A 19693-nucleotide genomic window follows, 5' to 3' on the forward strand; every position below is an offset into this window, starting at 1 on the left:
ACAAGTATCACCTTTGTAAAATTTAAAATTTAAAAATATGAAATCTTTAAAGCAGTTAATATTGGGAGCGGGAATTTTGGCAGGAGGATTAATGTCTGCACAAAACTCCGATATGACCAATATGCTGAAAGTTGGTCTTAACGGAGGCGTTTCAACAGGCGGAAACACAGCTGCCAATCTTGGAGTGGATCTATCTTATCAAAATCTGATTACACCGGGATTTGGTTTAGGTATAGCAACTGGTTATAACAATTATTTTGGAAAAGATAGAAATGTAAACGGAATCAAAGTTAAAAATAATGACTTTGGTGTAATTCCTGTTGCTGCACTTTTCCGTGTGTACCCGCAACAAATGGGATTCTATTTCGGAGCTGATTTGGGCTATGGATTTATCGTTGGGGATGACAGAGTTGCCGAAAATGTAAATGTTGCAAGACCAGACGGCGGTTTCTACATCAAACCGGAAATAGGTTACCACAACCGCGACTGGAACTTCTTTGCTCAGTATAATAAAACATTTACAGGAGACAAAGGCCAGATCGGCGACCAAAAATATAATGCCGGCGCAATCGGAGTGGGTTTCAGCTACAATATTCCTTTAGGAAAGTAATCTGACTTTCTCCATTCCGTTAAAGTCAATATATTTAATCAAACTATGATACATTAACGCCTTCATTTTCATGAGGGCGTTAATTTTTGAAAAACTTATCATACATCAAGTTTAATTTTGGATCATTCTAAGTAGATTTGCATCATTAAAATTATTAAAAGAATGAAAAAAGTATTATTACTAGCTGTATTGGTAAGCGGATTAGCTTTCGGACAAACTAAAAAATTAACAAGTTCAGATGTACACTGGTGGGGTTATAAAATCGCAAAAACAGAGGCATCTTCTCACGATGGAACGGTGAATGTAAAATCGGGGAACTTGGTTCTTAAGAATGGAGCAGTTGTAGGTGGAGATTTCGTATTGGATATGACTTCTATCAATTCTACTGACCTTTCCGGAGAATACCAAGGGAAACTGAACGGTCACTTGAAAAACGGAGACTTCTTCGAAGTTGAAAAATTTCCGACTGCTACTTACAAAATCACTTCTGTAAAGAAAAATTCTAATAAAGATTACAACTTTGTGGTAAACGGAAACTTGACTGTAAAAGGAAAGACCAACCCGGTTTCTTTCCCTGCAAAAATCACTTCTGCAAACGGAGTTGTGACTTTGGAATCTGATAAATTCTCTTTTGACAGACAAAAATTTGATGTAGCTTACAAATCTACGATGCAAGACGTTTTGGTAAAAGACGATGTTGATTTGAAAGTTAAGATCAGCGTAAAATAATTTTTCAAAAAATATATTTTCAAGAGCAGAATTTTTTCTGCTCTTTTTTTGTTTTAAATTTGACTAATGATTTTAAATCCTTCTCGAAGTTTTACGCCTTTGTGAACTTTAAAATATTTTCAAGAAAATCAAAAAAAATCTTTGTGGACTTTGTGTTCAAAAATTTTAATTAATGAAGTTATACACAATTAGCGGATTAGGCGCAGATGAAAAAGTCTTGGAAAAACTGACTTTCAATCCAGAAATTGAAATCGTTCACATTCCTTGGCTGATTCCCCATCTTAACGAAGAATTTTCTGATTATGTTGCAAGAATGTCGGAATCTATAGATGATTCCGAAGAGTTTTATTTGATGGGATATTCATTTGGAGGAATTTTGGTTCAGGAGATTCACAAGCTCAAACCAGCAAAAAAAATTGTGATTTTAGGAAGCATCAGGTGTGACGCAGAGAAATCAAAACTCATTAAGGCAGGAGAAAAAACGAACGCTATAAAGTATATTCCGGAACGTCTTTTTGGTAACAGCAGTTCGGTTTTATATATGTTTCTGAAAAAGATATTTGATTCAAAAAATTCTAACCTGTCAGAATATTTTCGAGTAAAGGATCCATATTACCTCAAATGGTCGATGGATAAAGTTGCAAAATGGAAGTTTGAGAAATTACCCGATGTCATTCAGATCTTGGCGGATAAGGACATCGTTTTCCCGATTAAAAACTCGCAACCGGATTTTGTGATAAAAAACGCAACACATCTTTTTCCATTAACAAAAGCAAAGCAGGTTTCAGAGATTTTGAAAACTATTTTTGTGTAGAAATTATTTTACGCTGATCTTAACTTTCAAATCAGCAACAATCAGAAAAAATTAGCTGAGCGAAGTGCCAGCGCGAACCTCAGAATATTTTCAATAATATCAAAAAACTTTACGCATTTTGCGTTAAAAAAAGCAACAATCAATGCTACTAATATAAAGTTGCGCCGATTTCAAAAATCAATTACATTTACAAACGATAATTTTTTACAATTTAATGGAATCTATCAGTGTTTTTGATATCATAAAAATCGGAATCGGACCTTCTTCCTCACATACAATGGGACCTTGGAATGCTGCGAAGATGTTTCTGGATCTGGTCAAAAGAAATCATTCTTTACAAGATGTAAAAGAAGTTTTTGTAGAATTCTTCGGTTCATTGGCAAAAACAGGTGTCGGTCACGGAACTGATATAGCGGGAATGCTTGGCTTGAGCGGAGAAAACTTTCGAACAATCGATACCAATAAAATTGATGACAAAATTGGAAAAATCAAATCAGAACAAAAAATCAATCTTGGCGGAGAAATTTGGCTGCCATTTATTTATGGACATCATTTGATTCTCAACAAAGAAAAATCCCTGGACTTCCATCCCAACGGAATGATTTTCAAAGTTGTTTTTGAAAACGGCGAAGAATTCAGTCAGGATTATTATTCAGTTGGAGGTGGATTTGTTGCTACCAAGGAAGACAATTCTATGGAAGACCGCTGTGTCCGAACACTTTATCCTTGTCATCATGGCAGCGATATTTTGAAGTATATTGAAAAACTTAAGCTTGATAAAATTTCCGATTTAGTTTTTCAAAACGAAGAATCCTGGAGGACCCACGAAGAAACGCGCCAAAAAGCCTTGGAGATCTGGGATAATATCAAAGACTGTGTTTACAAAAGCATTAATAAAAAAGGTATTCTTCCAGGTGGTCTGAATGTCACAAGACGTGCTTCCGAAATGAATGAGAAACTTCTCGGAACACAGATTTACAAAAACAAAAATGAGTGGTTCGAAATGGTAAAGAACGAGCAGAAAACATTCAGTTCGGTTACCAAATGGGTTTCTTGTTTCGCTCTTGCCGTAAATGAAGAAAACGCATCTTTCGGAAGAATTATTACTGCACCTACAAATGGCGCAAGTGGTGTAATTCCTGCGGTTTTGATGTATTCACAAGTTTTTACGAAATTCAATTCCGAAGAAGATATTATCAGATTTCTCTTGGTTGCAGGCGAAATCGGAACTTTATTCAAAAAGAATGCGACCATTTCCGCTGCAATGGGAGGTTGTCAGGCAGAAGTCGGTGTTTCATCGGCAATGGCGGCAGCTGGACTTACTGAGATTTCGGGTGGAACGCCTGGTCAGGTTTTGATGGCGGCTGAAATTGCAATGGAACATCATCTGGGTTTGACATGTGATCCAATTGGCGGTCTGGTTCAGATCCCATGCATAGAAAGAAACTCTATGGGGGCAATGAAAGCCATTACTGCGGCATCTCTTGCGCTGGATGGCGACCCGGCAAAAGCAAAAGTTTCTTTGGATAGTGTCATCAAATCGATGTGGGAGACTGCACTGGACATGAATTCCAAATACAAGGAAACTTCTGAAGGTGGCTTGGCCGTGGCCGTGAACGTGGCGGAGTGCTAAATACATTAATACTTTACATTCTACATTAAATTTGCAATTCCAATATTAATTTTCTATAATAAAGAATCGTTAAAAAAGAAGCCGGTTTGTTATTAAAAATAAAAAGTGTACCTTTGCACCTAAATTAGACGATCTTTAAATGAATTTATTCACGGAATCCAATCTTAGCGCTGAAGTTCTTCAGGCGATTGGCGACCTCGGCTTCGTAGAGCCGACAGAAATCCAAAAACAGACTATTCCTTTTATCTCTACAGATACTCGCGATCTTATCGCACTTGCGGCAACAGGAACAGGCAAAACAGCAGCATTTTCGCTTCCGATTTTGGATATGATAGACGACAACAGTCGTAAAATCCAATTATTGGTGCTTTGCCCTACTAGAGAACTTTGCCTCCAGATTACCAAAGACATCAAAAATTACACGAAATACCTTAAAAACATCAAGACCACAGCTGTCTATGGTGGTAGTAGCATTATGGATCAGATCAGATCTTTGAGAGACAAGCCACAGATCATTGTGGGAACTCCGGGGCGTGTGATCGATATGATCGGAAGAAAAGCACTTGATTTTTCTGAAGTGCGATGGGTGGTTTTGGATGAAGCTGACGAAATGTTATCAATGGGTTTCAAAGATGATCTGGAAACTATCCTTAGCGAAACTCCTGAAACAAAACAGACTTTCTTGTTCTCCGCAACGATGAACAAAGAAGTGGAACGTATTTCTAAAAACTATTTGACCAATCCTCACAGAATTTCTATTGGATCGATCAATGCGGTTAAGAAAAACATCAAGCACGAATATTACGTGGTTGGTTACAGACAGAAAAAAGATGCTCTTAAAAGATTAATCGATTCAAATCCGAATCAATATTCAATTATCTTTTGTAGAACCAGAATGGAAACTCAGGAAATTGCAGATTTCTTGATGCAGAACGGATATGCGGCAGATGCACTCCACGGTGATCTTTCTCAGGCGCAGAGGGATACGGTGATGAAGAAATTCCGTCTTAAAAATATCGATATTCTGGTTGCGACAGATGTTGCGGCTAGAGGTTTGGATGTGGATTCTTTGACTCACGTTATCCATTTTTCTTTACCAGATGATCCGGAAGTTTTTGTTCACAGAAGTGGAAGAACAGGACGTGCTGGTAAGGATGGGATTTCTATGGCATTAATAAAGCCGGAAGAAAGCAGAAAATTGAAGCAGATCAAGTCTGAAACTAAGATTGATATTGAAGAGAAAAAAATTCCAACTGGAAAAGATATTATCAAGGCCCAAGTTGGTGGTGTTTTCGAAAAATTGTTGACAGAACATGAAGACATCTTCGAATTTGATAATTCTCTGATCCCAGACCTTTCCAACTTTACGAAAGAAGAATTGGTACACCAATTACTACAGTTCCAATTGAAGGACCTTGCAACTTATTATAAAGATAGAAACGATATCCAACAGCAGGAATTCAACAGAGATGATAGAGGGGGAAGTAGAAGAGATAGAGGAAGAGAGCGTGAAAGAAATGGAGAAAGCAGAGAAAGAAGAGAGCGTGGCGATAGAAACGACAGAGGCGGAAAACCAAGAAGAAAGAATGAAGACATGGTAAGATTCTTCTTCAATCTTGGGAAGAGAGATCAGCTGAAGAAAGTGGATATGCTGGACATCATCAATAAGGCAACTTCTAAATCCAAAAAAAGAGCTGATATTGGTAATATAGAAATACTGGACAAATTCAGTTTCTTTGAAATCGAGAAGTCGTATAAGAACGAAGTTTTGGATGGATTGACCAGCATGAAATTTCGGGGAAAAGAAATGCGTGCCGAAGTGGCTAATTAATGATAAAACATTAATGAATATTTAAAATATAATTTGTAAAAACCTGTTAATCAACAGGTTTTTGCTGTTTTTAATCTTAATGAAAAATTAATATTAAAGTTTTTAGGTAAGGTTTTTTTGTTTCATATTTGCAGAAATTAAACATAAAAATGGGAATAGGTAATATTTTCAGAGCATTTCAGCCAAAAGACAAGATCTTTTTTGATCTGTTTCTTCGAGTAGCGGATAACTTAGTAGAGATGTCGAAAACATTTCATGATGGTCTGTTGGATTTTGATATCAATGATGAAACATTATTGAATCAAATGAGTGATTACGAACATAAACTGGATGACCTTACGCATGAGATCTTCGTACAGTTAGGTGAGAACTTCATCACACCGTTTGACAGGGAAGATATCAACTATCTTGCGTCTGGTCTGGATGATATTGCGGATTATATCTATGCTTCTGCAAAATATATTTATCTTTACAAAAGCCCGGATAACAAAGTTTATTCTGAGTTCTCTTTGTTGATCTACAAATGTTGTATAGAAATCAAGAAAGCTTTAGAAAACTTGAAAGATTTCAAAAATCCTGACGAAGTAAGAGAATCCTGCATCAAGATCAATTCTTATGAGAATATTGCTGACGATGTTTTAAGTCAGGCTATTGTGAAGTTATTTGAAACCAACGATGCTTTATTGATCATCAAACAAAAATCGATCTTGGATTATCTTGAGATCGTAACAGACAAAGCAGAAGATGTTGCAAACACAATGGAGAGCATAGTTATCAAATACGCATAAAAGCAGTATCAAAAAATAAACGAATGGAATTTCCAATTCTACTAATTGTCATTATCGCTCTTGCGCTAATATTTGATTATATCAATGGTTTTCACGATGCAGCTAACTCTATCGCAACCATTGTTTCTACAAAAGTACTAACTCCTTTTCAAGCTGTTCTTTGGGCAGCATTTTGGAACTTTGCAGCATTTTTTATTGCTGCTTATGTAGTTGGCGAGTTCAAAATTGGTAATACGATTGCCAAGACCGTTGATGAAAACTTCATCACGCTGGAAGTTATCTTTGCAGGACTTATTGCTGCTATTGCATGGAATCTGTTAACCTGGTGGTTCGGGATTCCATCCTCATCATCTCACACTTTGATTGGCGGATTCATTGGCGCTGCATTGATGCACGCTTTGATCTCTGACTATCATTTGATTGCGATCACGCATCCGGAGTATTCTTTCTTTGATAAAGTTTATAAGGCATTTGTACAGCTTTTCTCACAGAATGTAGTGAAGTATAAAGTGGTAATTCCCATTTTCCTATTTATTTTTATGGCACCACTTATCGGTATGGCGATTTCAATTGTTATTACATTGATCATCGTTAATATCTGTAAAAGAGCTAACCCACATAAGGCTGAGCGAGTTTTCAAAAAATTACAGTTGGTTTCTTCGGCATTATTCAGTCTTGGGCACGGGACCAATGATGCTCAGAAAGTAATGGGAATTATTGGAGCAGCGATGATCTATTTCCACGTGAATATGATGAAAGATCCACTTTATCTTAATATTCCAGAAGCAGATCGTTTCAACTTCTTTGCCGAACATTACCTTTGGGTTCCAGTTGTTTCATTCTTGGCAATTGCTTTGGGAACAATGAGTGGAGGCTGGAAGATCATAAAAACGATGGGGACCAGAATTACAAAAGTAACACCATTGGAAGGTGTAGCAGCGGAAACTGCCGGAGCAATTACATTGTTTATTACTGAGCAATTGAGAATCCCGGTTTCTACAACACATACAGTTACTGGTTCAATTATCGGAGTTGGTTTGACAAAAAGAGTTTCAGCAGTTAGATGGGGAGTCACAGTCAGCCTGCTTTGGGCCTGGATCCTTACGATTCCTATCAGTGCGATAGTTGCTGGATTTACTTACCTGCTTGTAGCATTGATTTTTTAATACCCTAGTAAGCTCTTGATATGATCTTTGTAGTTCCTTCCAATAGGAATTTGATTTCCTTGGATTTCCACAGATTGTGAATCAAAAAAGTCTATTTTGGATTTTGAAATGATAAAAGAACGGTGAATCCGGATAAAATCTGACGGCAGAATTTTTTCCAGCTCACTAATAGAATGTCTGGTTAAGATTATCCTTTCTTTTGAAACAATTTTGATATTCTCCTTCTGACTTTCGATATAAAGAATCTCATGAACCTGAATTTTTGCTCTTTTCTTATTAACAGTAAAGAACAAAAATTCAGGTTCATTTGTTATTTGACTTTCTGTTTTCGCAGTTGGTAAAGCTTTTTGAACCGCAGCCACAAACCTTTCGAACCCAATTGGTTTCAGCAAATAATCCAAAACCTGATACTGATAACTTTCCACAGCAAACTCATGATAAGCCGTTGTTATGATGACTTTAGGCGGATTCTTGATTGTCGATAAAAAATCCAGACCTTTGATTTTTGGCAAATGCAAATCCAGAAACATCAAATCGATTTTGTTTTCATTAAGTTTTTGCATAGCACTAATCGCATCATTGCAAACAGCAATTAACTCCAAAAAAGGAATTTGCTGAATATAATCTTTCATTATATTGACGGCCAGCGGCTCATCTTCAACGATTATACATTTCAGGTTCATAGGAATTCAGATTGATGTAAAGTGTGGCTGTGAATATATTATTTTCTGCTTCGGTTTGCAAACGGAAATCATTGTAAACCAGTTTCAGTTGTCTTTCAAAATTAATCAAACCAATGCCTTTACTTTCTTCATTATCATTTTTTTCAAAAGAATTAACGACGCTGTAATTCAGGATATTATTTTTGAGTTCAAGATTAATTTTAATAAATTTCTTGTCAGTGCTTTCACTCGCGCCATGTTTGAAGGCATTTTCTAAAAAAGGAAGCAATATTAAAGGTAAAACCAATTCCTGATTATCTGTGACCGAATTCTGAAATTCGATTTTCAAACGCTCATCAAAACGTATTTTCTGAATCTCCAGATAAGTGTTCATAAACTGAATTTCCTTCGATATCGGAATGAATTTTTCTTTAGTTTCATACAACATAAACCTTAGAAGACTTGATAATTTCAAGATTACATCAGCGGTTTTATCTGATTTTTCCCTTGCGAGAGAATAGATGTTATTCAATGTATTAAACAAAAAATGCGGATTAATTTGGGATTTAAGGAAATTAAGTTCTGCTTCGGTTTTTTCTTTCATTAATAATATTTCCCGTTGTTTCAATTTTTGACTGGCAGAATATTCATAAAGTGCAATCATCACACAAGCCAGAAAAATCTTGTCCATAAAAGAATTTAGAATTCCACCGTAACCATAAATTCCGACAATCTCAAGATGCGGATAAATAAAAGGCACAATAAAATGGACCAGAAAAACATAGCCGAGAATAGAAAATAATATTAAGGTAACCGATAATGAAATAATTAATTTGATGTTACTTTTCTTATGTCTGAAAATTGAAATGAAATACAACATCAGATATCCCATCGGCATTTTGATAAGCAGTATTGTCAGAAATTCTTCCAGAAAAGCATGAACAAAAGTGGAATAGACCGACTGCTTATACTGGATTTCCATCCAATAATATTCCGTATAAACTTCTAATATCAAATAGAAGAACCAAAAAATAAAATGCCTTGCGAATCGTTTTTTCATAAAGTAAAACTACGTTTTTTAGCTTTCCGATTTTCAGGATTGTCACGAACTACAACTTTTAGTACATCAATGATTCTCTTTTTGACATAAACCGTTGTGATGTTATTGAACGACTTAAAACGGTTGTGTGTAATTCCTGATAAGCTTTGTATTGTGAATGACTTTTTTCAATCTTTTTACATATTAATTTTAATAAAAAAATGAAAAAAGTATTACTATTTATTTTATCGTTTGTCTTTTGCGAAATGTTCTTTGGACAATGGACAACAGGAGCAGATATGCCGGAAGGAATAAGAGCCGGGAATTCAATTTCCTATTCTGATGCCGGCAGCAATGCTTATATGTACGTTATTGGTGGTAGAAACGACCAGGAAATTATTTCAAATAAAACCTATCGTTATAACATCAGAACCAATTCTTGGGATACGAGACAAAATGTTCCAACACCAATTTTAGGAGCTGCCAGCGCAAGAATTGGAGATAATATCTTCATCATAGGTGGAATGGTGACAACGCCAGGAACGGTTACGAGAAAAGTTTATAAATATAATATTGAAAATGACATCTGGAGTAGTCTTGCAGACTTTCCAAGGTCTTTTACAGACGGTGATGCAGTTCCTTATCAGGACAGTTTGATTTATGTCGTTGGAAGTTACAATTCCGAAAAGACCTTTGTTTATAACATCAATAAAAATAAATGGCGGGAATGCAATGCTGTTCCTTCGCCGGGAACTTCGCTTTCGTACGGTGCGCTTTCGGTTTCTGGAAATAAGTTGGTTTATGTTGGCGGTTCTAACGGAACTTTTTCCACAACTTATTGGAACAATGTCTGGATTGGCGAGATTGACCAAAATAACCGCTCGGTTGTCAATTGGACTCAGGGAACTCCTTTTCCCGGTGAGACGCGTACTTTCTTTGAACTTCAACCTTGGAGTAACGGATTGATTCTTATCGGAGGAACTACAGATAATACTTTTGATACTTATACCAATGAAAATTATTTTTTTGACGCCGATAATAATACTTGGACTCAATTAACTAACAAGCCAACAGCTTGGAACACGGGAAACGCAGCTTCTATTTTTCTTGACGGCAGTTGGAAATTGATTTGTTCCGGTGGATTTGAGCAGCAATATTTGAAAAAAACCGAAATCTATTCTCAGGAAAATTTATCTGTTTCCGATGATAAAGCTTGCCAGCTAAAAAATATGAAAACCATAAGCGGAACTCGTCCAGGACTTCAATTTTGTCTTTCAGAAAACGGAGAGACGCATCTTACGATTTGGGATATGCAAGGTAGAAAAATGAGAAACGAATCAATAATTGCTGATAAAAAAGGAACGCATACAGTTTCGCTTGCCAATGAAGGTCTAAAAAGCGGATTGTATATTATCAACTTGAAGCAAAATCAAAATTCGGTTTCAAAAAAAATTCAGATAGTTAATTGATAATCGTTGGATAAATATCAAATTCATTATTCAAGAAATACTCTGGCAGTTTGTCGGGGTATTTTATTTGAAAAGTGTTTAAAAATCGTATTTTTGCCGTAAACAAGTTTTTAAATGGAATTCTTAGACCAGTATCAGAAAATTGTAGCAGACGCTATCGAAAAATATACTTTTACCAATAAACCAGATGAGTTATACCACCCGATGAATTACATCATTTCTCATGGTGGGAAAAGGCTTCGCCCGATAATGGTCCTTATGGCTTGTGATCTTTTCAAGGGAGATCTGGATAAAGCTTTGAAACCTTCTTTAGCGATAGAGTTCTTCCATAATTTTACCCTGATCCACGATGATATTATGGATGAAGCTCCTTTGAGAAGAAACAAACCTACGATCCATACACTTCACGGGATCAATGTTGGGATACTTTCAGGAGATGCTTTATTGATTAAAGCCTATCAATTCTTTGAAGATCTGGAACCTGAATTATTCAAAAAATGTATCAAGATATTTTCCGAAACCGGAGCGGTTCTTTGTGAAGGACAACAATTTGATATCAATTTCGAGAATATGTCGAATGTAACTTATGATGATTACATTCAAATGATCACCTTCAAAACAGGTGTTTTAAGTGCCTCTTCCTTCCAGATCGGAGCTTTGATCGCAGGAGCGTCAGAAGAAGATGCAGAAGCCATGTACAACTTCGGGAAACATATCGGAATTGCGTTCCAGATCATGGATGATTACCTTGATGTTTTCGGAAATCAGGAACAGTTTGGAAAAAAACATGCTGGTGATATCTATGAAAATAAAAAAACCATTCTTTATCTATTAGCTCTCGAACATGCCAATCCTGAAGAATTATCAGAACTGAATTATTGGTATTCCAAGAAAACAGATAATGTAGACAAAGTTTACAGCGTGGAAAAGATCTTCAGGAGAACAAAAGTTGATGACAAGGTTTTAAGACTTATCCAGAAACATAATGAGATGGGGCAATCATATCTTGATAAGATCAATCTTCCGGACGAAAGTAAATTACCTTTCCGAGAATTGGCAAATTACCTTTTGAGGAGAGAGAGTTAATACGATAATTTGATAATATGATGATTTGAAAATTAATCTATCACATTTTTACATCAGCAAATCAGTATATAAGTAATGAAATTCCGTACAGAAGTAGGCATCAATGTAAGTGAAAAGAAGATAGGGATCGAGGATTGTATATTTTCGATCGGCTCTTGTTTTGCGACAGAAATGCACGAGAAATTTTCCGAAGGCCAGATCCAATCTTTGAATAATCCGTTTGGAACAATTTTCAATCCCTATTCTATTCATAATGCTATTCAGCAGATCTATGATGCAAAAGAATATCAGGAAAGTGATCTGATTTTGGCGAATGAGAATTATATCAGCCTGGATCATCATTCATCTTTTGATTCCAGATATTCTCACAGATCATTAGAGAAGATCAACAAAAATATCGAAGAAGCTAATCAGTTTTTACAGAACACTAGTTTTGTGATCATTACATTTGGGACATCTTATATTTATGAATTTCTCCCGAAAAATAAGTTGGTAGCCAATTGTCACAAGATTCCACAAAAATTCTTTGAGAAACGATTTTTATCGCATCAAGAACTAACGGACTCGATCAATAAAAGTATCGAGATTCTGAAAGATATCTGTAAAAATGATACTCAGATCCTGTTCACGGTTTCACCAGTTCGTCATACAAAAGACGGAATTATTGAAAATCAATTAAGCAAATCAAAGTTGATCAATGCGATCCACGAATCGATATCTGATAAAAAGAATTGCCATTATCTTCCGATTTATGAGATAATGATGGATGACCTACGTGATTACAGATTTTACAAAGATGATATGATCCATCCCAATTCTCAGGCAGTTCAATATATTTGGGAGAAATTTGGGAACGCTTATTTTTCGGATGAGACCAAAGTTTTCATCAATGAAAATAATAAGATCATCACGGCTTTGAATCATAAAACCAATGATGAAAAAAATCCAAAATATCAAGAATTTTTGGATAAAATCAATCAGAAAATGATTGAACAACAAAAAAAAGTTAAACATAAAATTTTTGGTTGATTGTTTTTAGTTGTCGGTTGATAGAATAAAATCAACTATCAATTATCAACTATCAATTATCAATTATCAACTCATATGATAGACACCCATACCCACTTATATTCCGACCAGTTTGATGAAGATCGTCACGAAATGATCCAACGTGCTTTGGATAAAGGCGTGGAAAAATTCTTTCTTCCGGCAATCGATTCTGAAACACACGAGAAAATGCTTCTTTTGGAGTCGGAATATCCCGACAAAATATTCTCCATGATGGGGTTACATCCTTGTTCTGTTCAGTCAGAATCTTGGGAAAAAGAATTGCAGTTGGTCAGAAACTATCTTGATCAAAGAGATTTTGTAGCGATTGGAGAAATCGGAATCGACTTGTATTGGGACAAATCAACTTTGGACATTCAAGTAAAAGCTTTTGAACAGCAGATCGATTGGGCAATAGAAAAAGACCTTCCGATTGTGATCCATACAAGAGAAAGCTTTGAAGAGACCTTTGAGGTTCTGGAAAGAAAAAAACATCCAAAACTTCGTGGAATTTTTCATTGTTTTTCGGGGAATCTAGAACAAGCGAATCATGCTATTGACCTTAATTTCGTTTTGGGAATTGGTGGAGTAGTGACTTTCAAAAATGGGAAAATAGACCAATTTCTGAATGATATACCTTTAGGTAAAATCGTTTTGGAAACAGATTCTCCTTATCTTGCGCCAGTTCCTTTCCGAGGAAAACGAAATGAAAGTGCTTATGTAGAATTGATTGCCGGAAAGTTAGTGGATATTTATAAAATTGATTTTGCTGAGATCGATAGAATCACAACGGAGAATGCTTTGGAATTATTTGGATTAAAACAATAATTGAATTAAGCTTTCAAAATATAAAAACCGGAAATAACTTCCGGTTTCTGTTTTATTTTTTTCTAAAAAATCCTTTATTTTTAGGCTTTTTAAATCCAATGTCTGCTTTTTGTTGTGGTTTTGGCCTCGGAGCGAAAGGTTTGTTATTGCTGTCCCTTTTTTGTTCTACCAAATCATCAGTATGATAAGGATGATCCTTTATAACAGGAATTTTCTTTCCTATCAGTTTTTCCGTATTTCTAAGATTTGCCAGATCCAAACCATCAACAAACGAAAAAGAAGTTCCTTCTGAGCCTGCTCTCCCGGTTCTACCAATTCTGTGGACATAAGTTTCGGAAACATCGGACAGTTCATAATTTACAACATATTTCAATTCATCAATATCAATCCCTCTTGCTGCGATATCTGTAGCAACCAGAACTCTTGTTTTTTTCGATTTGAAATTATTAAGTGCATTTTGTCTTGCATTCTGAGATTTGTTTCCGTGGATAGCTTCTGCGGAGATCTTGGATTGGTGCAATTTTCTTGCTATTTTATCGGCGCCGTGTTTGGTTCTTGAAAATACCAAGACCTGGTCCAATTTCTGATCTTGCAAAAGATGGATCAAAAGATCTGGTTTGTTATCCTTTTCCACAAAATAGATACTTTGCTGAATTGTATCTGCAGTAGAAGAAACCGGAGCAACTTCTACTTTCACAGGATTCACCAGGATCTCGGAAGCCAAATTTGCTATTTCTTTAGGCATTGTTGCAGAGAAGAATAGATTTTGCCTTTTTGCGGGAATTAATTTTAGAATTCTTTTAACGTCATGTACAAATCCCATATCCAGCATTCGGTCGGCCTCGTCTAGAACAAAGATCTCCAAATGATGAAGTTTGATGATACCTTGTGAAATGAAATCCAATAATCTTCCCGGCGTTGCAATCAGAATGTCAACTCCTTTTTTTACTTGTTGTTCTTGCTGATGTTGTTTTACACCACCGAAGATCACCAGAGATCTTAGTTTAAGATTTTTGCTGTAAGCTTGGAAGTTTTCTTCTATTTGGATTGCTAATTCTCTTGTTGGTGTCAAGATCAAGGCTTTGATCTGATTCCTGTGCTGTTCTTTTTCAGAGAGATTTTGTAGGATCGGAATGGCAAAAGCAGCCGTTTTTCCCGTTCCTGTCTGTGCGCTACCCAACAAGTCTTTTTTCTGAAGAATGGATGGGATTGCTTTTTCCTGTATTGGTGTAGGTTGTTCGTAACCTTGTACTTTTAGCGCGTCTAGTATTGGTTTTATTAAACCTAATTGTTCGAAGTTCAAATGAAATGTTTTTAATGTAAATAAAAAATCCCTTCCGTTCAGAAGGAATTTGTATTTTGCAAAGGTAATTTATTTAAAATAAAGTTTTTAGTTAACTTTTTCCCATTTTTGATTTTGCTTCAGTTCAGAGATGTATTTGTAAAGAGCTGTTAATTTTTCGGGTTTTTCACCAGCTGATAATTTGATCTCTTTTTTGCTTCCATCTGAAAAATAGACTCTTAGATAGCTTTTTGAAGCATCCATTATCCTTTTGTCTTCGTAGTTGTCATTCAGGGTTTTTACATTGGCAGCATCTGTCAAGGCAATCAATTTTTCAAAATCTTCTTTACCGATTATCGATTTGAAAGTTCCTTCTCTCGGTGTGTCAAGTTGCCCGCGCTCACCTTCTGAAAAATTATAATGTTCAGCTTCCAGAATTGCAGTTCTATCTGGGTTAATGATAATTTTATAAATAGGGCAAAATCCGAAGCAGGGGCCAACTTCATATTCGATTTTAGAATATTTTGAAGCTTTGGGAGAAGTACAGGAAATTAATCCAATTAAAATTAAAAGACTTAATATATATTTCATTGTAATTTTTTGTTCAATCTGTTTCAATAATTGTTCCGAAAATTACTTGAATCGATAACCTAATCCGATCTGGAAAATAGATACCTTATTGTCTATGTTTCCTTCTTTGTTAATTTTGATAAAATTAAAATGATATCGGGCATCAATAAAGATGTTTTCTGTAAGTCTATATTCAGTTCCCACAAAAGGAAATATATTGACAGTTTTTATATTGCCGATCTTTCCTGATTTATTATAAAAATTTTCTGGATTATACTCTACATTCGGGTCTATATTAATACCAAAATTAAACCCCGCTGATAAAGAAAAAGGTTTTGAAATATAATATTTTGCAGATACAGGAATCTGAATTTGAGGAAATTTCAGTATGACTTTTTGAGTGCCTAAGTATACTACTTGCCCTCCAACTATATCATATAAGTCTTGGGTGTCATCTCCTCCTAATTCTGTGAATAATAATTCTATTTGTAAAGAAAATTTTTCTGACAATTGATGTTCTGCAACCCCTCCGAAATAAAAGAAAGATTTATTGTCTAGTTGGTAGTTCCCGGCCTTATAGCCAGATAAATTATAACCAGCTTTTACACCAAAATGTGTTTGAGCAAACAAAAAAGACGATGTAGCCATTAATAATAGCAAATGAATTTTTTTCATAGTTATTAGTTTTGATTTTTATCCGTGCAATTTTTTCCAGATAGCGTCTTTCAGTTCCTGCAGGCCTTCGCCAGTCACGCCTGAAAAAAATAAAGGCTGTCTGTTTTCCGGAAATTCTGCAGAGATCTCCTTCTTCAGTTCATCATCCAAAAGATCGGCTTTGGAAACTGACAGGATGAAATCTTTATCCACTAGTTCTGGATTATATTCTTTCAGCTCATTTTCCAAAATTTTGAACTCATGGAAATGGTCTTCAGAATCTGCAGGGATCAAAAATAGCAAAATTGAATTTCTCTCAATATGTCTTAAGAATCTATGCCCAAGACCTTTTCCTTCTGCAGCACCTTCGATGATTCCAGGAATGTCTGCCATTACAAAAGATTTGTAATTTCTCCATTCCACGATTCCAAGATTGGGTGTCAAAGTTGTAAAGGCATAATCTGCAATTTTAGGTCTCGCAGCAGAAACAGACGAGAGAAGAGTTGATTTACCAGCATTAGGAAAACCTACTAATCCAACATCGGCAAGGAGTTTTAGTTCAAAGGTAATATAGCCTTCCTGTCCTTCCATTCCAGGCTGCGCATATCTGGGTGTTTGATTGGTAGAGGACTTGAAATGCTCATTTCCTTTTCCGCCTTTTCCACCTTCCATCAAGATGATCTCTTGCCCATCTTCCAGGATCTCTGCTATGATCTCGCCTTCTTCATTTCTGGCAATGGTGCCCAAAGGAACATTGATGTAAACATCTGCGCCATAAGCACCGGTCAATTGATTTTTTTGACCATTTTGTCCACGTTCCGCTTTTACATGTCGGGTGTATCTTAAAGGCAAAAGAGTCCATTCATGTGCATTTCCTTTCATTATTACGTGACCACCGCGTCCGCCATCACCGCCATCCGGACCTCCTTTCGGGATGTATTTTTCTCTACGAAGGTGGGCTGATCCAGCACCGCCGTGACCACTTGTGCAATGGATTTTGACGTAATCTACGAAATTTGACATATTACTTGGTATTATAGACAAATAGAGAATAGATGATAGACTTTTTCAAGATGGTCTATGATCTACTCTCTAAAAATGAAAGTTTCTTTTATTTAATTTTTTCTACTTCTGCAAATAGTTTTTCAGAGATCTCGGAAATGTCTCCGATTCCGTTAACCTCTACATATTTGCCTTGTTTTTTATATAATTCTGCAACTTCTGCAGTTTTTGTATAATATTCTGTGATCCTGTTGCGGATGATATCTTCATTAGAATCATCAGTTCTGCCACTGGTTTCTCCTCTTTTCAGAAGTCTTTCCACAAGAACTTCATCATCAACAATTAATGAAAGACAAATACTGATCTCAGAATCCAATTGTTCTTTTACAATAGTCTCCAAAGCTTCTGTTTGAGTAGCGGTTCTTGGAAATCCGTCAAAAATGAATCCATTGGTTTCTGTTGGCTTTCTCAATTCATCGATCAACATATCAATAGTTACCTGGTCAGGAACCAATTCTCCTTTGTCGATGTAAGATTTTGCTAATTTCCCAAGGTCTGTATCATTTTTCATATTGTAACGAAAAAGATCTCCCGTAGAAATTTGTTTCAAATTGAATTTCTCGATAAGATGCTGAGCTTGGGTTCCTTTTCCACTTCCCGGAGGGCCAAAGAGAACAATATTGATCATATTTTCTTTAATTTATAGATTTATTTCTTTTTTCTTGAGCAGAAAGTTTAATGATTGATCCTGCCTTCTTCCAATTGATATAGGTCAGGCAAGTTTCTTCCCAATTCATCATAGTCCAATCCGTATCCTAATACAAACTTGTTTGGGATCTCTTTTGCGACATAATCTACTTTGAAATCTTTCTTGAAAACATCAGGTTTCAAAAGTAAAGTAGCTACTTTTAGGGATTTTGGACGTTGGGTGTTCTTGAAATATTCAAAAAGGTTTTCTAAAGTATTTCCTGTGTCGACGATGTCCTCCATAAGGATGATGTGACGATCGACAACATCTTTTGTAAGTTCCATTTTTTTATAAACAATACCTGTGGATTGAGTTCCGGAGTAAGAACTTACCTGTAAAAATGCGATTTCACATTTACCGGGATAATATTTTAAAAAATCTGAGAAAAACATGATCACGCCATTCAGAACTCCAATGAAAATCGGAGTTTCATCCTTGTAATCTTCGTAAACTCTTTCGGCTAGGGTTTTTATAATTTCCTGAATTTCATCATGTTTCAGGTAGGGAACGAAACTTTTGTCGTGAACTTGTATAGACTCCATATGTATTTCAAAGCACAAAAATAAGATTTTTATGCCAAATGACCGATTTTCTTTTTTGAAGCTTTTTCATCGAGGACTAATACAATTTAATTATCTATATTTGCGTTACGTTTCTGAAAAAGGATAATTATGTTCAAATCGCTTTTCCATTGGAAAGTATTACTTAATATAGTTTTGGCAATGGCATTTTTTGCCGGTCTGGTCTGGCTCACGTTCCGTTGGCTGGAGTTTCATACCAATCATGGGGAAGAAGCCCCTGTTCCTAATGTGATGAACATGACCGTTCATGATGCTATAAAAGTATTAGATGATTCTGGTCTGGAGTATGAGGTCGATAGTTTCAAATATGACCCGAAATTTCGCCCCCTTCAGGTTTTAGCTGTTTTCCCTTCGCCAGGTTCTAATGTAAAAAACGGCAGAGCTATTGTGTTGAAGGTTAATCCTAAGACTTGGGCAAAAGTAGCGGTTCCTGATATTATTGATAGATATAAAGGTTTGGCGTTCAATCAGCTGAATCTTGTTGGGTTGAAAGTCGGGGACACGCTTTATGAGCCAAGTATCCAAAGAGACGCTGTGCTAAGAATTATGTACAATGGAACTAGCATAAAGCCGGGAACTTTACTTCCCAAATTTTCCGTAGTTGGATTGGTCATCGGATCGGGGCCACTTAGGAATGTTACAATTCCGAATGTTGTGGGAAGAACCGTTCAGGAGGCCAAAAAGATTATCGCACAAGCATTGTTTGAAGTTGGGATTGTAGAACATGAAGATGGCGGAAAAGATGAATCCGATATTGTTTATTACCAAGATCCGGAATTTGGGGCTCAAAGAGATCAGGGTATGCAGATCGATCTTTGGGCAAGTAAGAAGACACCAGCAGAGTTGCAGAACAAGATCAAGCAGCTGGATGAAATGTATCGTCCAAAAATAGATACGACATTAGCACCAATACAATACAATGAGGTTTCACCAATTGAACAAAAACCTCAGGCTCAAAAGACGGCTACAACTACAGATCAACCTGCATCAGGAGCTGCAACGACTGTTACGAAACCAAAGACGGTAACTACACAGCCAGTGACAAGTCCCAGTTCAGTTCCAAAACAGAATGGAACATCTCCACAAACGACAAAACCTGTAGAAAAACCAAAGCCAAAAAAGGTAGTCATTGAGTAAAGAAATAAAATTTAAAT

20 protein-coding genes are annotated in these 19693 nt (G+C 36.0%); 12 read left to right on the plus strand and 8 right to left on the minus strand.

Annotated features, from left to right (window positions below; translation table 11 throughout):
* Positions 1-37 precede the first annotated feature (37 nt).
* The 7 genes from BLT30_RS04405 (at position 38) to BLT30_RS04435 (ending at position 7571) form a co-directional block, all read left to right on the plus strand.
* A complete protein-coding gene (locus BLT30_RS04405; protein WP_089871756.1) occupies positions 38-610 on the plus strand; it encodes a porin family protein in 573 nt (190 codons plus the stop codon).
* 162 nt (positions 611-772) lie between these two features.
* Positions 773-1339, plus strand: coding sequence for a YceI family protein (locus BLT30_RS04410; protein WP_089871758.1), 567 nt, complete (start codon positions 773-775; stop codon positions 1337-1339).
* 172 nt (positions 1340-1511) lie between these two features.
* Positions 1512-2153: a hypothetical protein gene (locus BLT30_RS04415; protein WP_089871760.1), complete on the plus strand. Its 642-nt coding sequence runs from the start codon at positions 1512-1514 to the stop codon at positions 2151-2153.
* 214 nt (positions 2154-2367) lie between these two features.
* A complete protein-coding gene (locus BLT30_RS04420; protein WP_089871761.1) occupies positions 2368-3786 on the plus strand; it encodes an L-serine ammonia-lyase in 1419 nt (472 codons plus the stop codon).
* A gap of 139 nt (positions 3787-3925) precedes the next feature.
* Positions 3926-5617 carry a DEAD/DEAH box helicase gene (locus BLT30_RS04425; RefSeq protein WP_089871764.1) on the plus strand — a complete coding sequence of 564 codons (1692 nt, stop codon included), beginning with the start codon at positions 3926-3928 and terminating at the stop codon, positions 5615-5617.
* Positions 5618-5766: 149 nt separating this feature from the next.
* The gene (locus tag BLT30_RS04430) at positions 5767-6405 is read left to right on the plus strand and encodes a DUF47 domain-containing protein (RefSeq protein ID WP_089871766.1); all 639 of its coding nucleotides are present in this window, start codon (positions 5767-5769) and stop codon (positions 6403-6405) included.
* Positions 6406-6428: 23 nt separating this feature from the next.
* Positions 6429-7571, plus strand: coding sequence for an inorganic phosphate transporter (locus BLT30_RS04435; protein WP_089871768.1), 1143 nt, complete (start codon positions 6429-6431; stop codon positions 7569-7571).
* On the opposite strand, the gene BLT30_RS04440 is transcribed toward BLT30_RS04435, so the two are convergent.
* On the minus strand, positions 7568-8203 hold the full coding sequence (locus tag BLT30_RS04440; RefSeq protein ID WP_245707110.1) for a LytR/AlgR family response regulator transcription factor: 636 nt from the start codon (positions 8201-8203) through the stop codon (positions 7568-7570). The genes BLT30_RS04435 and BLT30_RS04440 overlap by 4 nt on opposite strands.
* A gap of 25 nt (positions 8204-8228) precedes the next feature.
* Complete coding sequence (locus tag BLT30_RS04445; RefSeq protein WP_089871772.1) at positions 8229-9293, minus strand: sensor histidine kinase; 1065 nt, start codon at positions 9291-9293, stop codon at positions 8229-8231.
* Positions 9294-9493: 200 nt separating this feature from the next.
* Between BLT30_RS04445 and BLT30_RS04450 the strand changes: the two genes are divergently transcribed.
* From BLT30_RS04450 to BLT30_RS04465, 4 genes are all read left to right on the plus strand, one after another.
* Positions 9494-10741: a Kelch repeat-containing protein gene (locus BLT30_RS04450; protein WP_089871774.1), complete on the plus strand. Its 1248-nt coding sequence runs from the start codon at positions 9494-9496 to the stop codon at positions 10739-10741.
* A 114-nt stretch (positions 10742-10855) separates the two neighbouring features.
* Positions 10856-11827 carry a polyprenyl synthetase family protein gene (locus BLT30_RS04455; protein WP_089871776.1) on the plus strand — a complete coding sequence of 324 codons (972 nt, stop codon included), beginning with the start codon at positions 10856-10858 and terminating at the stop codon, positions 11825-11827.
* A gap of 75 nt (positions 11828-11902) precedes the next feature.
* Positions 11903-12856: a GSCFA domain-containing protein gene (locus BLT30_RS04460; protein ID WP_089871779.1), complete on the plus strand. Its 954-nt coding sequence runs from the start codon at positions 11903-11905 to the stop codon at positions 12854-12856.
* A 75-nt stretch (positions 12857-12931) separates the two neighbouring features.
* Positions 12932-13702 carry a TatD family hydrolase gene (locus BLT30_RS04465; RefSeq protein ID WP_089871781.1) on the plus strand — a complete coding sequence of 257 codons (771 nt, stop codon included), beginning with the start codon at positions 12932-12934 and terminating at the stop codon, positions 13700-13702.
* A gap of 52 nt (positions 13703-13754) precedes the next feature.
* On the opposite strand, the gene BLT30_RS04470 is transcribed toward BLT30_RS04465, so the two are convergent.
* The 6 genes from BLT30_RS04470 to hpt all read right to left on the minus strand — a co-directional run bounded on the left by BLT30_RS04470 (position 13755) and on the right by hpt (position 18500).
* Entirely contained in the window at positions 13755-15005 is a 1251-nt protein-coding gene (locus BLT30_RS04470; RefSeq protein WP_089871783.1) for a DEAD/DEAH box helicase, read from the minus strand.
* 87 nt (positions 15006-15092) lie between these two features.
* Positions 15093-15575, minus strand: a complete 483-nt coding sequence (locus BLT30_RS04475) for a DUF6438 domain-containing protein (RefSeq protein WP_089872898.1) — start codon at positions 15573-15575, stop codon at positions 15093-15095.
* Positions 15576-15617: 42 nt separating this feature from the next.
* Positions 15618-16229 carry a porin family protein gene (locus BLT30_RS04480; RefSeq protein ID WP_089871785.1) on the minus strand — a complete coding sequence of 204 codons (612 nt, stop codon included), beginning with the start codon at positions 16227-16229 and terminating at the stop codon, positions 15618-15620.
* An 18-nt stretch (positions 16230-16247) separates the two neighbouring features.
* Positions 16248-17231, minus strand: coding sequence for a GTPase ObgE (gene obgE, locus BLT30_RS04485; protein ID WP_089871788.1), 984 nt, complete (start codon positions 17229-17231; stop codon positions 16248-16250).
* Between the two features lie 88 nt (positions 17232-17319).
* Complete coding sequence (locus tag BLT30_RS04490; RefSeq protein WP_089871790.1) at positions 17320-17898, minus strand: adenylate kinase; 579 nt, start codon at positions 17896-17898, stop codon at positions 17320-17322.
* 47 nt (positions 17899-17945) lie between these two features.
* The gene (gene hpt / locus BLT30_RS04495) at positions 17946-18500 is read right to left on the minus strand and encodes a hypoxanthine phosphoribosyltransferase (protein ID WP_089871793.1); all 555 of its coding nucleotides are present in this window, start codon (positions 18498-18500) and stop codon (positions 17946-17948) included.
* Between the two features lie 129 nt (positions 18501-18629).
* On the opposite strand from hpt, the gene BLT30_RS04500 reads away from it, so the two are divergent.
* Positions 18630-19676 carry a PASTA domain-containing protein gene (locus tag BLT30_RS04500; protein ID WP_089871794.1) on the plus strand — a complete coding sequence of 349 codons (1047 nt, stop codon included), beginning with the start codon at positions 18630-18632 and terminating at the stop codon, positions 19674-19676.
* Positions 19677-19693 lie beyond the last annotated feature (17 nt).

The sequence above is a fragment of the Epilithonimonas hungarica genome, assembly GCF_900102265.1.
GTDB classification, from domain to species: domain Bacteria; phylum Bacteroidota; class Bacteroidia; order Flavobacteriales; family Weeksellaceae; genus Epilithonimonas; species Epilithonimonas hungarica.